A 14,855-nucleotide genomic window follows, 5' to 3' on the forward strand; every position below is an offset into this window, starting at 1 on the left:
TATAGCCTCAAGGAACAATCACCACCGCCCTAGGCGGTGGTTTTGAGGAGCCAATAAATATCAGCCGTGATATTGAGGAATTCAATTACTTTAGGGGATGACATATCAGCATTAGGGAAGCCACCATCAGCATTAGTAATCCATTCATAGAGTGGTGGGAGTTTTCTTTCGGGTCAAACTCATCAATGGTGCATTCAGACTCTCGACCTTCAGTAAAAGGCAAGTAAGACGGTATTCTTAATTGCTTACTGTATTGATTGTAATCTCCATTAAATTCTCGAACTTTTTCATAAGCGTCTAAAAGCTTAGTATTAAACTTTACATGATTATCTCTCATCGCATCTAAAGTTGAATAAGCACTCTGAGTTTTAAATTGTGCTTCATATACAGGAGTACCGCTCTCTGGATATAGAGAATTATATGAATCAATTGCGTTTAATAGTTCATTTGCAAGGCCATTATTTAGCTAACGCTGCGTCTGTGATCACCCCAACTAATAAAGTTATCTATAATCAGTCGTCAATCAATATCGAGTTTAAGAAAAACAATAGCTACGATTTATTGTACGTGTCTACCAAACAAGCTGGCTTTACTTCATCTGGATCTTATACGGCCACTCAACACAATATTTCATTAGATGAAAGTACACATGAGCAAATTTTGCCGAATAGAGAGTTAGAGTTCTATGAGAAAGTCATGATCAGTGAAGGTTCTGTATTGTCGTCAGACGCAATGCCTTACATACCTCTAAACGATGATGAGTTGTTGCTCGTCACTCAAAATGGCATGATCCACTTTTGTAAAAAGATGGCATGTCCTGATTTACCAACTTATTCAAACACCGAACCTGAGTTAAATATAAATTGATGAGTACATTGCAATAATAAGTACTTTTCATCCTCCAATGATTTGGCGTTTAACAACCTAATTCAAGTAGGCGCCAAATCATAAAACAATCCACTTTCTTGTCATAAAGCCCCCTTTCCTGTCAGTTATCTCGACAAATAGACAAAACACGATAATTTTATAAACCAGCCAATAATATGCAACTGAACTAATCAAAAGTGATCCAAGTTATATTCTAGCAAGCCACACAATTTGTTTATTAACATCTAAACAACAGTAGTTAATCATGATTTATAACCATAATTAACATCGAAAAAAATGTTTGTCTTAGATCATATCAACCTCAACTATGCCTCGTGCCACAGTGCAGTTTTCTGTACATTCATTGTCATATTATGAAACACTTTCTTATATTTTTTAAACTTTGTGGAGATTTCTATGTTAGAGCTCTTGATCGGATTAGTGATTACTATCGCTGTTGGTTACTTTATTGTGAAAGGCTATAAAGCGGCAGGCGTATTACTAACTGCTGGCCTTGCCCTACTTCTTATTACTGGCCTTATTGGCCACACGGTCTTACCAGCTAAGGTCGCTTCAACAGGTAACATGGTTACCGATTCACTAGAATTCGTTAAGTACATGCTTCAGTACCGTGGAGGCGGCCTAGGCATGCAAATCATGCTTCTGTGTGGTTTTGCTTCTTACATGACGCACATCGGCGCGAACAACGTGGTAGTAAAGCAATTTTCTAAACCACTCGCTGCTATCAAATCTCCATACGTACTTCTTGTTGCGGCTTATATCGTAGCGTGTCTAATGTCTCTAGCAGTAAGTTCTGCAACAGGCCTTGGTGTGCTATTGATGGCTACCCTATTCCCAATGATGACAGCAATGGGTATTTCACGCCCGGCAGCGGTCGCTGTTTGTGCATCACCCGCAGCAATCATTCTTTCACCAACCTCAGGTGACGTGGTTATCGCAGCAGAAAAATCAGGCATGTCTCTTGATGTGTTTGCTGTTCAAACGGTATTACCTGTTTCTATCTGTGCAATCATCGTGATGGCTGCGGCCGCTTTCTTCTGGAACAAGTATCTGGATAAGAAAGAAAACACACCCATGGAAAAAGTAGACGTTTCAGACATTGAAACAACTGCACCCGCTTTCTACGCTGCACTGCCATTCCTACCTATCATCGGTGTATTCTTATTTAACGGCCGCACTATTCCAGGCCTGTCGCTTGATATCTACACCATCGTAGTCGGTTCTATCTTTGTGGGTGCTATCATCGATTACGTTGTGAAGAAGTTCGACGGTGAAAAAACATTAGAAGATTTAGATTCTTGCTACCAAGGTATGGCAGAAGCATTCAAAGGCGTGGTAATGCTGTTGGTTGCGGCGGGCGTATTTGCTCAAGGCCTAATGTCTATCGGCGCGATTGATAACCTAATCGGTCTTGCTGAATCGGCAGGCGCAGGCGGTATCGCGTTAATGCTAATCCTGACGGGTCTAACAGTTGCGGCTGCTATCGCGACAGGCTCTGGTAACGCACCATTCTATGCATTTGTAGAGCTTGCTCCATCACTGGCTGCGAAAATGGGCTTGAACCCAGCGTTCCTAATCATCCCAATGCTTCAAGCGTCGAACCTAGGTCGTACCATCTCGCCAGTATCTGGTGTAATTGTAGCGACATCAGGTATGGGTAAAATCAGCCCATTTGAAGTCGTAAAACGTACATCTGTCCCAGTAATCTGTGGTCTTATCACGGTTATCTTCGGTACGCTTGTTCTAGTACCAATGGCAGCATAATTCTCATTAAAAGAGACATGTTAATTTAGATATAAAATGCCCTAACAAAAAGGCGCTGAACTTAATAAGTTCAGCGCCTTTTTTAATGTCACACTTTGTCCCGTCAAAAAAAAGTACTTACACATTGAGAGCTCATAATATTATGATCACCCAAAACATTATGAGCTTGGCGCTACTCGCTTCTCTTTCAGCTGATCAATCACGTAACCCGGTGCCACTTTTGAAAGCTCTGCCAAGCATTCATCCGTTTTTTCATTACCGTAACGTACGTAGATGTCACATACTGCGTATAGCTGCTCTGGTGACCCAGAGATCAAATACGCTTTCTCGAAAGATTTAGTCGACTTATCGATATTCAACTCTTCTTGCAATACTCCATTTAAGTACCAGTAGTAGCTGTTATCTTTCGCAAGTTCTGCTGCCACTTCAATCTCATTTGCCGCAGCACTCTTGTCTTCAAGACGAACCAGTGTCAAAGATTTAGAATAATGCATCGCTGCATTGTCTGGCACGTTCTTCAAACCGCGATCTAGCACTTCAACCGCTTGTTGGTCTTTGCTCTGTGATCGGAAGTTATCAGCATAGCTCAGCCAAACTTGTGGCTCTTTGGGATGAGTTTTGATGAGCTCTAGATAAACCGTTTCCGCCTTATCCCACTCGTTGTGCCAGCGAAGCACATCAGCAAACAACAGTTGAAATTTTTCAGATTCTTGCGTTTCCAAGAAGCTAATCAACTCTTGTACTGGTGGTTCAATTTGTGCTTTTTGTTGGTCATCTAGAACATTAAAGTCACGAATCAGATTTGACGTTGCCGTGTGACGAACCATGGTATCCGTGTCTTTTAACAGTGGCGACACCAATGCCCAGCGATGCTCAAGTTGGTAAGGTTCAGAACCGATCACTGCCGCTTCACGAACTTCAGGGTTTTGATCTTTTAAGCCCCTAGCAACCGCCACCAGCGTATTCTGGCTTGGGTATTTCGCAAGTTCTTGCAATGCACCAGTACGTTTCTCGATCGATTGATTCTGATCCTGTGCCATGTAAGACAATTGTTGAATACGGAGTTGAGTGTCCGTCATTTCAAGCACTTGATTGATATTTTGCGCTGGTGCATCAACGGTTTGTTGAACGCTATTGGCTGCCATAGCCGACGTTGAAATCAATGCGGACGTTGAAACCAATAAAGCAACCGCAGTCGCTAAACTCTTCTTCATCATAGTATTACCTTAAACTAGAGAAACTTAGCCTGTCCTTAGACACGTATTTAATTAAAATTCGTTAGGCTCTATAAACCTAGACGCTGAGTTAGAACTTGGTCTCGAACGTAGCTTGTTGCGCCCGTTTTGCACGATGCGCCATCAATACTGAGTCACTGAATTTGCCATGAGCCACAGGGTGCCCCATTGCACGTGCGACGTAAGCCATCGACTTATCAACGTGGGAAAAGAATTTGTGCCAACCTGCACACAAATAGTTCAGACCCGGCTCACCAGCACGAGTTTTGATAAAGCGGTTCTTAGGACACTCGCCATGACACGCAAACTTGTAGTCACATTGCTGACATTGACTGGTCAGCGTGCGTGATTTAGCGAAACCAAATTTCTGTTGTGGTGCGCTGTATGCGAGATCATCAAGCTTCTCGTGGTGGATGTTGCCAATTTTATATTCAGGGTAGACATAATGGTCACAAGAAAATACGTCGCCGTTTGGCTCCATCGCTAAACCTTTACCGCAAATCTCATTCAAGGTGCAAAGCGGGTTCGGACGACCAATCCACGTTTCTAAACTCGCTTCAAAATACTGAACGAACACTTTACCGATGTCGTTCTTCGCCCACTCGTCAAACACAGAGATCAGGAAGTTACCCCAAGCCAAATCAGACACACACCAAGATTCCATGATCGAATCTTTATGGCCAGGGATCAAACGCTTGTCACCTTGCTTAAGTTGCTCACTCACTTGAGACGTTTGTGGCGCAACGGTTCTAAAGGTTTTCTGCTCAACGATAGGAATAAACTGCATTTGTGGAGACTTCACCACATCGCGAAGGAAACGATACACTTCCAACGCATTTTGGCTAGTGAGGTTATTCACGCAGGTCAGGGTGGTGAATTTCACTTGGTGTTTGTGCAGCAACTCAACAGCTGCCATTACTTGTTTGAAGGTGCCACGACCCGCTCGATTGACACGATACGCATTGTGCAGCATTTCAGGGCCATCAATACTCAAACCAATCAGGAAGTTATTCTTTACTAAGAAGCGACCCCAATCGTCATTGAGTAGAGTGCCGTTGGTTTGTAGGTCGTTTGAAATCAACACACCCTCAGGCTGATACTTTTTCTGTAGTTCAACCACACGTTCGAAATACGCTAACCCCAGCATGGTCGGTTCACCGCCCTGCCATGAGAAGATGATTTCAGGGGTATTTTGACCTTCGATGTATTGTCGGATGTAAGTCTCTAACGTTTCATCATCCATTCTTGGAGAACTGCCTTTCTTGTACTCCAACAAATCTTGCTTACTTAGGTAATAACAATATTTACAGTCAATGTTACACGCTGCGCCAATCGGTTTAGCCATAACATGCAAGCGCTTAGACGCTTTACCGTTATATTGTGGGCCTTGAGTAATGTGCATGATTTACCTACCTATCTTATTATCTTGTTCCCATCATAATTCCTAATAAAGTCAGTGGCATGTTATACCCTTTATAACCAATAGGAATGACCTTAAACGTTAGAATCACAGCCTATTTCGAACATTTGAGGCACGTGATGAAATTTTTCAATTACAAACATTTAGCAGCGGTTAGCAGCGTCACCATGACTATTTTCCTGAGCGGCTGTGCAAGCGTGCCTACACACCCTATCGCCCAACAAATCGACCAAGAGATGGTGTTGGTTGAAGGCGGTACATTCACCATGGGTTCAAACCTCCCTGAAGCAAGCAAAGCCGAGCGACCTGCACGAGATATAACTGTAGATAGTTTCTACATCGCGAAGTTTGAGGTGACTCAAGAATTGTTCGAATCAGTGATGGGTTCATCTCTCAGTTATTTCCAAAACCCGCAAGTTCCGGTCAATAACCTAAGCTGGCAACAAGCGAACTATTTTGTTGAACAATTGAACGAACTTACTGGCGAAGAATACCGTCTGCCGACTGAAGCGGAATGGGAATTTGCAGCGAAAGGTGGCAACAAAAGCAAAGGCTATACTTACAGTGGTTCCAATAACTTAGATGATGTTGCGTGGTACTCAGCAAATTCAAAAAATAGCGCACATCCAGTCGGGCTAAAGAAGCCAAATGAACTAGGCTTATATGATATGACAGGAAACGTGGGCGAGTTTGTTATTGATGCTTTTGATGACACCTTCTACCGATTCGGCCCAACAGATAATCCAAATAACGCAAAACACAGTGACATCGGCTTATCACACAAATCGGTGCGCGGTGGTAGCTTTGCTTACGACGAAAATGAATCTGAAAGTTACCGTCGTGACTTCGCAAGCCAATCGATCACTATGTCAGATATGGGTTTGCGTTTAGTTAAAGATGCAGACTAAATCAATGATACATACCAGCTCACTAATAGAATGAGCGAGCAAATTAAAGGGGCACATGAGGTGCCTCTTTAAACCAAGAATCAAAACAAAATCACATCATCCAAACGTTAGAACGCTACGGTCACACTCAATAAGGACACTTTATGCAATACACTAAGCTTTCGGGGCTAGCACTCGCTTTACTCTGTGCTTTGCCTGCCTCTGCCGCAGATAAGCCCAATCTAGTCCTCCAAATCACGGTAGATGGCCTTCGTGCCGACCTTATTGAACGATATAAACACAACTTCGGTGAAGGTGGTTTCCGCTATCTGATGGATGACGGTACTTACTACACAAACGCGAACTACCAACATGGCAACACGGAAACGATTGTGGGACATGTATCGCTTGCAACCGGTGCTCCACCGAGCGTACACGGCATGGTGGGTAACGTTTGGTATGATCGTAGCGAAGAACGTTTGGTGTATAACGTAGAGGATGGCAACTATGAAATGCTAACCTCGGGTGCGGGCGTCGACAAAGCGACAGAGATCGACCCAACGCAGAAGACAGCACAGGGCGATGGTCGCTCCCCTGAACCAATTCTCTCCACCACATTTGGTGACGAGCTAACGATTTCCAATAGTGGAAACTCAAAAGTGTTCGGTGTGTCTGTGAAAGACCGCGGCGCAATCTCATTAGCAGGACACAGCGGTAAAGCCTTCTGGTTCTCCAAAGCACAATCTGAATTTGTAACGAGTAACTATTACTACGACGAATATCCAGCTTGGGTATCACGCTGGAACGAAAAAGCGATTGCTGCTCAGTATTCCAAACAGAAGTGGGAGCTCTCATTACCGCGTGATAAGTACACGTTGCAAGAACACGATACTGAACACAAAGTGAAACTCGGTGATTTCCAACGCACCTTCCCTCACCCTTATGGCCCTGCGAGTTACAAGTACTACAGCACAACGCTCACCGTGAGCCCTGCTGGTGATGAGATCACGGAAAACTTCGCTAGCACCTTATTAATGCAAGAGAAGCTTGGCCAAGGCGACGTGACCGACTATCTGTCTGTGAGTTTCTCTTCAAACGACTACGTAGTACACCTTTACGGCCCGGAAAGCCTAGAAACTGAAGACAACCTTATCCGACTTGATAAGACTCTCGCTAAGCTTTTCAAAACCGTTGATAACCAAGTCGGGCTAGAAAACACGTTAATTGTGCTGTCTGCCGACCACGGTGTCCCTGAATCTTCACCTGCGGCAAACGCGCTTGGCTTCAATCAGGCTCAATACTTCAATAAAGACACACTACTCTCTAGTGGTGTAGAGAAACGGTTGAAGGACGAATTTGGTCTAACTAAAGACGCTATTCGTTTATATGCGCAACCTTACATCTACTTGAATCATGATTTGATCGCAGAGAAGAAGCTTGATCTGGCTAAAGTGCAAGAAGCGATAGCCGATGAAATTGCAAAAGTGAAAGGCGTTGCGTTTGCTGTATCAAGCAGCGATATTGCGACGAACCGAGTACCGGATACACATGTAATGCAGCTCATCAAGAACAACTACCACCCTGCTCGTTCTGGTGACGTGTACGTGGTATTTGCACCGCGTAGCTACATTAACGATATGGAAGGTCTGCAAATTGCCTCGACTCATGGTTCTCCGTGGAAGTACGACACACATGTGCCAGTGATCTTCGCAGGTTATGACGTTGAAGCTCAGAAAGTATCGCGCGCAGTGACGCCATACGACATAGCACCAACACTTTCAAACAAACTTGGGATCACTCAACCAAGTGGTTCGATTGGAGAGGTATTGAAAGAAATCGCTGACTAGCAGTATTCGTTCTCTAATCGAGTAAACGATGTATGGTTCTTTCCTAAAAAACCGCTTGCCTGTGATGGGTAAGCGGCTTTTTTATCGAAGTATGATGAGTTGCCCTAAAGTGATTTAATTTTTACCGGAATAACGAAACGCTTCTCTCGTAAGTTGATTTAATTGGTCGTCGTTCATCTTGTTGTGCACAACAGTGATGCGGCCCAAATAAACCAACGGGACTTCTGCCTCTCGCTCTTCCAAATGAAACTTAATCGCTTCAGCCGTAGCCACACCAAGGTCGTCACTCATTCGCATAGGCGTCGCATCCAACTCATCGGAACGAATCTTTTCTATCTCTTTCGCAGTACCGCCCCACCCCGTGACATAGACTTCAGACAACATGTCAGCCTTGTTTAATGCGTCCACAGCTCCCATGGTCATCGCAGTATTGGCATTATGGACCATGGTTACTTCCGGAAAGTTACCGAGCACCAAGCGAATCCCATCGGCTCCGCCTATCTTCTGATATTGCCCAAAGTGTTCATACACAGTTAACCAGTCGCCTTTCTCTTCTACACAATCAATGAAACCTTGTGAGCGTTGAGTATCTGTTATCCCAGGGATTCCTCGATTCGCTGAAAATTCGACGTCATTTCCCAGCTCTTTGACAACATGCTCACATAGAACCTCAGCCCCCATCGCACTTGAAAAATCGAACCAACTGTCTGGTTGGTGTTTCCATTGCTCATTAGGTGTGTGAAACGCCCAGATGAAGGTTTTGAAATCTTTTGAAGCAGACAGTTTTTGGATGTTACCAGCCTGGATACCTAGTTCAGATGGACCAAAAATGACGAAATCATATGGCGTCTCAGAGTTCAGGACTTGCTCGGTGTATTGGGTTTGTAATGAGTGCTCAATTTGCCTAGAGGTAAACTCACTGATCTCAAAAGGTAACTCCAAAGCGATGAGTCTTTCCTTCAATGCGGTGTAATTTCTTGTCCAAAAGTCAGAAATATCTGCACTCGGATAAATTAACGCAATTCTTACCGGTTTTTCTAACGACATCGGAGCAAATAAAACTGGCTCGCCACTTACAGTCTCTTGAAATTTTTCAAGTTTCTTTACATCAGTCTCCGACCTTACCCCATCAGCATTGACGTACAAAGGGAGGCAAAAACACGCTGTTAGTGAGATAAATAGAGCATTTTTACAAATTTGACCCGGCATAACTGTTACCAAATGTTTGAATGTTTATTAACAATATTATAAATATAGGGCGATTATAAGTTAAAGCGTTTTATAGGTCATATGAATAAGAGATTAAATTTTGCGAGTTTGTTGCTCGCTGCTACTTGCTGCTCTCAGAGTTTTGCGGGTAATCATGAAGACGATTTCTTCCAATATGCCGAAGAAAAAGTGATGCGAGCGGTTTCTAACCAGCGAACGTGGGATGGCCCAATGCAAGGCCCAGCAGTGCGTCATGAAAAAAACGTTATTTTCGTTGCGTCCGATTTACGTAATGGTGGCGTTTATGGGGTGGGTAGAGGCATATCTGAAGCCATTTCAAACATTAATTGGCACCTGAGGTTCATTGATGGTTTGGGATCGGAAGTGCGCCAAGGTGCGGCGATCAGAAAAGCGATTGGCTTTGAACCCGATGCCATTGTTTTGGGCGGTATCGACGCAGTTCGACACAAAACCATTTTGAGAAAAGCCGAAGATCTAGGGATCGTTGTTATTGGTTGGCACGCCACTGAGCTGGTCGGCGGTAATCCAGAGATTGGTTTATACACCAATATAACCACCGACCCTCTTGATGTGGCCGAAATAGCGGCCCTACTCGCTATAGTCAACTCAAATGGCCGCGCCAAAACCGTGGTGTTCACCGACCCTAATTATGAAATAGCGATGATCAAAGCCAACGCTATGGTCAACACGATTAAACGTTGTAACACGTGCGATGTTCTTGAGCTGAACTACCTGCCGCTAGAAAAAATTGCCGAACAGATGCCTGCGACATTAAAAATGCTAGAGAAGAAATACGACGAAAAAATCACGCATATACTAGCAATTAACGATCTATACATTGATTACGCTATCCCTTCTCTAGAGTCCAATCTCGAAGAGTTCAGACTGATTCCACAAAACATTTCCGCAGGTGACGGAAGTAAAGCGGCATACAAACGAATTAACAGCGGCCAGTTCCAATTGGCTACTGTCCCTGAACCTCTTTATTTACAAGGCTGGCAAATTGTCGACGAGCTCAACCGAGCGTTTAACGACATGCCACCGAGTGGCTACTCTGCCCCTGTTCATCTCGTCACGCCTGATAATGTTGAAGAGCTAATAAGCCAAGAAGACAAAGGTATTTACGACCCTAAAAACGGTTACCGTGAAGCGTATCTGAGAATTTGGAAGCCACAATGAAATTACGTCAGATAAACATCACCCAACGACTCATTATTTCGAACCTTTTATCGTTATTGATCGTCAGCCTCGCCGTCATCATGGTGATTCGGTCGCTCTATTACGTAGAGTCGACGCTCAAAACCGAAACCTCTACACACGTTTCAGAGTTAATAGTGAACTCCGAGATCAGCCGCCGAGTGTTCACTTTGACGTCTCGAGTGAAACTGCTTGAACAAACCTTCTTGTTCAGCGAAACCACCTTGTCTGAAGAAGCGTTTAACGTGGATTTTCAGCTCCAACGCCTAAGAGATTTGTCGACCAATGAAGGGTTCTCGCAAAAGATTGATGCCTTTATTAATAACTTCCACCGATTCTTGGGCAGCTCACTGGCACTGAATAGAATCTTTAAGCAAACAAATCAAATCGATGCAGCCTTAGCCGATCAACTGAATCAGCTCGAATTTGCGATAGCCGATAGTAAACTTAGGCACTTGGACCAACCTAACTTTATCCGTTATAACAATGAATTAGACCTTATCAACATGTTGAGAGAGTCTTTTCTAACTTCAGGAAAAATGGTAGGCGACATACACAGTCGTATCACTCCAGAAACCGAAAAAGTACTGCTTATCGAAGTCGAGAAAGAACTCGATATCTTTTTGCTTCACTTAGAAAACGTCGATATCGAAACACCCGCGGTTATCACAGAGAAGAAGCGAATCAGCCGAACGGTTAAACGATACAATGCCGCTTTGAAACGTATTCGCGCTAATCTCGAACAGCGTTGGTTAGTGATGGCATCACTCTTAGCAGCACAAAGTGACTTGTTAGAGATGGTAGAAAACACCGAGTTACGTGTCCAAACCCAAGCCTTAGAGTTAACCGACCAACTTGAAAAAGAGATCGGTTTATCAAGGTTGAACGCCATTATCATGAGCTTTTTTGCGATTATATTGTCGATGCTGTTGGTCAACCACGTGGTTAGACACCACATTAGACAGCCCCTTAATGCTCTTAGGCATGGCTTCAACCGTTTGGAATCCGGTAGCCTCAAAAACCCAATCAACTTGGGCAGAAATGACGAATGGTCTCACTTAGAAAAAGCCTATAACAACATGGCATCGAGACTGTCTGAAGCCTATTTAGACCTCACGGAGGAGAAGAAGAACTTCGACTTCCTTGCCCATCATGATCCGCTGACCAATTTAGCGAATCGACTATTAGCAACCAAGCAGTTAGACAAAGAAATCGAGCGTTCGAGTGAGAACAACGCACCTTTCTTATTGTTTTATCTCGATATTGACGAATTTAAGACCATCAATGACTCTTTAGGACATGCACCAGGCGACAACCTATTAGTTAATGTCTCTGACATTCTGAGTAACCTAGTCGGAGACAAAGGCTTTGTGGCTAGAATGGGCGGAGATGAATTCTTGGTCATGTATTCAAACGTTGGTTTGGATGAGGGCGAGCCAATCGCTGATCGCTTGAACCAAGCATTGAGAAAACCCTATTACATTGATGACAACTCTATCTTTGTATCAGCGAGTATCGGCGTGTGTGAATACCCGACTCACGGTTTGGATCGTGAAACCTTAATTCGAAACGCAGATACCGCCATGTATCACGCCAAACGTAATGGTAGAGACCAATACCGAGTTTATGCTGACGAGATGACCCATGCGGTCAATGACTTAATCGAAACCAATATGGGGCTTCATCAAGCCATCGCCAATGACGAACTGGAAGTCTACTTCCAGCCTAAGGTGGATTTGAATTCCCAAGACATCATTGGAGCTGAAGCTTTGATTCGATGGAGACATCCCAAGTTAGGGCTACTACCACCGGTTGATTTTCTTGAAGTCGCCGAGAGAAGTGACTTAATCATCGACATTGATAAGTGGGTGTTTAAGAAAGTCGCCAACCTGATCACCGAATGGCAGCGCGCGGGCTTAGACCTTCAAGGGGTGATTTTCTCCATCAACTTCTCTGCCAGAATGTTCTACATGACCGACCTTGCTGAGCAGCTGCAAGTGATACTCGACGAAACCGATTGTCAGCCTCATCAACTGCTACTGGAGATAACTGAAAGGGATATGATGCGAGACTTCGAGACTTGTTCAAGGACTATAGAGGTACTTCATTCTAAGGGTTACAAGATCGCTATCGATGATTTTGGAACGGGTTATTCTTCCCTGTCGGTGTTGAAGAATCTGTCCGCCGATTGCGTGAAACTAGATCGAAGCTTTATTGAAGATATCAACTCGTCAAAAGTAGATTACGAGATCACGTGCGCGGTACTCAAGCTCGCGCAAATACTCGATTTCTCAGTAATTGCAGAAGGCCTCGAAACCCAGAATCATGTAACGACTCTGCGCCAGATCGGTTGTAAATACGCTCAAGGCTATTTCTTTGCGCGACCTCTGCCTATTGATGATTGGGTGTCTTACTTCTTGCTTAACTCAGAACGGAGTCCAAAAGAGGCTTAATGCCTATTACTTAAAACTGAGTAACTTAAATCAAATAACTTAAATTAAACCGTTTCAGTTTGTTAAGTTCCTTCACTGATTTTTGACTAAACAAGCGCTGCCTTCGGGCAGCACCAAGCTGATGCTTGATGGCATAACCTCAAAGCGGATTTGGTTAGAACGATAAGGCTCGCCATCAAGGTTAATCGGCAGTGCCTGAGGGAAATCCACCTCTAACCAACGAGCTTGAGTGCGAACAATGTATTTTCCGTCATCGGCAGGATGTTTAAGCTCTTCGATAACTTTTGGCAAGTCAGAAGCAACGAAGGCTTTAACTAAAGTAAGATCCATCAAGCCATCGTCAATTAATGCATTAGGTGCGAGCTCTTGTCCACCACCTGCCAAGCGGCCATTACAAAAAGCACCGACCAAGATCTCACCAGTAAAACTGCCTTTATCTATAGTTAGTGTACCACTGTAAGGTTTAAAACCTAACGCCTTAACCACACCTGTCAGCGTGTACGCACCACCGCCAAGAAAGTCCTTAAGTTCAACGGGCGTTCCAGCTGTCACTTCCGCGCCAAAGCCAGCCGCAGCAACGTTCATGAAATAACGATCATTCGCACGAACGCAGTCTACCGCAAGCGCGTTCCCTTCCAACGCGAGCGTAAAAGCACCGGTAATATCGCTCGGAATACCTGCTGCGGTAGCAAAGTCGTTCGCAGTTCCCATTGGAATGATCGCAAGCTGTGGCCTTTCACTGGCACTAAATTGGTTGAGCGCATTGACGGCTTCATTTACCGTTCCATCGCCACCAGCCACAATCAGTCGTTTTACACCATCGCATATCGCTTCGCTCACCAAGCGAAACATATCTGATGACTCCCAGGTAACTCTAACTTGCAGGTCAATATCCCGCTCCCTTGCAGCAAAAACCGCTTGCCTTAGTTCTGGAGTATTGGCTTTCTTTCCGTTAAAAATCGCACGAACGCTTTGCATGGCGATGCTCCCTATGATTTCAACTTGATAACTCTTTTGCGGCCGCTTTGATCTTGGACCTCAACCATTTATGACTCGGTTCATTGGTTCGACTCGGATGCCAGATCATGCACATATCTAGATTTTCTAACTCGAAAGGCAAAGGCAGTGTTTTTACATTGTACTTTTCAGAAAAACATCGCACTGACGACATAGGAAGCATGCCAAGACAATCAGAACCTTCTATGACCGGAAACATTTCAACGACACCCGCCGCTCGATAAACGATTTTGCGCTTTTCTAAGTCCCTGAAATGCTCAGAGCTCAACAAACTCTTACGAGCGTGCCAGCGAGAAACCACTACATGTTCATGAGCCAAAAATTGCTCCATATCGATAGTGTCACCAACTGTGGGATGATCGGCTCTACACACGACAACCAGTTCTTCATGTGAGATCACTTCGTGTTTAAGGGTCGTTCTTTCCTTTGGAGTCATATCAATGATCACATCATGTCTTTGTAGCCTAAGATCCGATTCGTAATCTTCGGTAAATAAAGGGTGAACTTCCAAAGCTATGTTAGGAGCGACTTGACTAATAAGTTGCATTACTTTTGGCATCATTTCGTAACTTGCCGGGGAGACACAAGCAATAGAGAAAATACGATTTGATGTTTTAGGGTCAAAATCTCTTGAAGCCGACAATGTAGAAGTAAAATTCTTTAGCGCAGCGGCCATTGCCGGATAGATATCAATGGCAAAGGTCGTAGGCTCAACCCCTGATGTTGTTCGGTGAAACAATGGCTCGTCATAAATATCACGAAGCCTAGCAAGCGCTTTGCTTACCGCTGGTTGGCTAATGTCCATACGATTAGCAGCTCTAGATAAGTTCTGCTCTTCATAAATAGCGACAAAAATAGGAATTAAATTGAGTTCAGTACTTTTCATACAGTTCCGTAGTAAAGAAGCAGGCTCTCCA

11 protein-coding genes are annotated in these 14,855 nt (G+C 44.1%); 6 read left to right on the plus strand and 5 right to left on the minus strand.

The annotated features are described in order from the left end of the window. Window positions 1-420: 420 nt before the first annotated feature. The gene (locus tag ED652_RS19140) at window positions 421-867 is read left to right on the plus strand and encodes a hypothetical protein (protein ID WP_367889464.1); all 447 of its coding nucleotides are present in this window, start codon (window positions 421-423) and stop codon (window positions 865-867) included. Window positions 868-1,284: 417 nt separating this feature from the next. Next, complete coding sequence (gene dcuC / locus ED652_RS19145; protein ID WP_016785306.1) at window positions 1,285-2,652, plus strand: anaerobic C4-dicarboxylate transporter DcuC; 1,368 nt, start codon at window positions 1,285-1,287, stop codon at window positions 2,650-2,652. Window positions 2,653-2,810: 158 nt separating this feature from the next. On the opposite strand, the gene ED652_RS19150 is transcribed toward dcuC, so the two are convergent. Together ED652_RS19150 and ED652_RS19155 are read right to left on the minus strand one after the other, a co-directional pair. Next, window positions 2,811-3,869 carry a tetratricopeptide repeat protein gene (locus ED652_RS19150; RefSeq protein ID WP_122055820.1) on the minus strand — a complete coding sequence of 353 codons (1,059 nt, stop codon included), beginning with the start codon at window positions 3,867-3,869 and terminating at the stop codon, window positions 2,811-2,813. An 88-nt stretch (window positions 3,870-3,957) separates the two neighbouring features. Continuing rightward, the gene (locus ED652_RS19155) at window positions 3,958-5,289 is read right to left on the minus strand and encodes an anaerobic sulfatase maturase (RefSeq protein ID WP_122055821.1); all 1,332 of its coding nucleotides are present in this window, start codon (window positions 5,287-5,289) and stop codon (window positions 3,958-3,960) included. A gap of 137 nt (window positions 5,290-5,426) precedes the next feature. On the opposite strand from ED652_RS19155, the gene ED652_RS19160 reads away from it, so the two are divergent. Together ED652_RS19160 and ED652_RS19165 are read left to right on the plus strand one after the other, a co-directional pair. Then, complete coding sequence (locus tag ED652_RS19160; RefSeq protein ID WP_122055822.1) at window positions 5,427-6,215, plus strand: SUMF1/EgtB/PvdO family nonheme iron enzyme; 789 nt, start codon at window positions 5,427-5,429, stop codon at window positions 6,213-6,215. Window positions 6,216-6,358: 143 nt separating this feature from the next. Next, window positions 6,359-8,041 (plus strand): alkaline phosphatase family protein, encoded by a 1,683-nt coding sequence (locus ED652_RS19165; RefSeq protein WP_122055823.1) that lies wholly within the window; start codon window positions 6,359-6,361, stop codon window positions 8,039-8,041. 114 nt (window positions 8,042-8,155) lie between these two features. On the opposite strand, the gene ED652_RS19170 is transcribed toward ED652_RS19165, so the two are convergent. Next, complete coding sequence (locus ED652_RS19170; RefSeq protein ID WP_122055824.1) at window positions 8,156-9,250, minus strand: substrate-binding domain-containing protein; 1,095 nt, start codon at window positions 9,248-9,250, stop codon at window positions 8,156-8,158. Between the two features lie 81 nt (window positions 9,251-9,331). Here ED652_RS19170 and ED652_RS19175 point away from each other — a divergent pair, with 81 nt between their 5' ends. Beyond that, entirely contained in the window at window positions 9,332-10,450 is a 1,119-nt protein-coding gene (locus ED652_RS19175; RefSeq protein WP_122055825.1) for a substrate-binding domain-containing protein, read from the plus strand. Next, window positions 10,447-12,921 (plus strand): bifunctional diguanylate cyclase/phosphodiesterase, encoded by a 2,475-nt coding sequence (locus ED652_RS19180; RefSeq protein WP_122055826.1) that lies wholly within the window; start codon window positions 10,447-10,449, stop codon window positions 12,919-12,921. The genes ED652_RS19175 and ED652_RS19180 overlap by 4 nt, the downstream gene beginning before the upstream one ends. Window positions 12,922-12,993: 72 nt before the next feature. Here the strand turns inward: ED652_RS19180 and yegS are convergent, their stop codons facing one another. Both yegS and ED652_RS19190 read right to left on the minus strand, forming a co-directional pair. Next, window positions 12,994-13,899, minus strand: coding sequence for a lipid kinase YegS (gene yegS, locus ED652_RS19185; RefSeq protein ID WP_122055827.1), 906 nt, complete (start codon window positions 13,897-13,899; stop codon window positions 12,994-12,996). Between the two features lie 19 nt (window positions 13,900-13,918). Further along, complete coding sequence (locus ED652_RS19190; protein WP_076673630.1) at window positions 13,919-14,824, minus strand: LysR family transcriptional regulator; 906 nt, start codon at window positions 14,822-14,824, stop codon at window positions 13,919-13,921. Between the last annotated feature and the right edge of the window lie 31 nt (window positions 14,825-14,855).

This window comes from Vibrio sp. Evd11, assembly GCF_900382755.1.
Lineage (GTDB): Bacteria > Pseudomonadota > Gammaproteobacteria > Enterobacterales > Vibrionaceae > Vibrio > Vibrio lentus.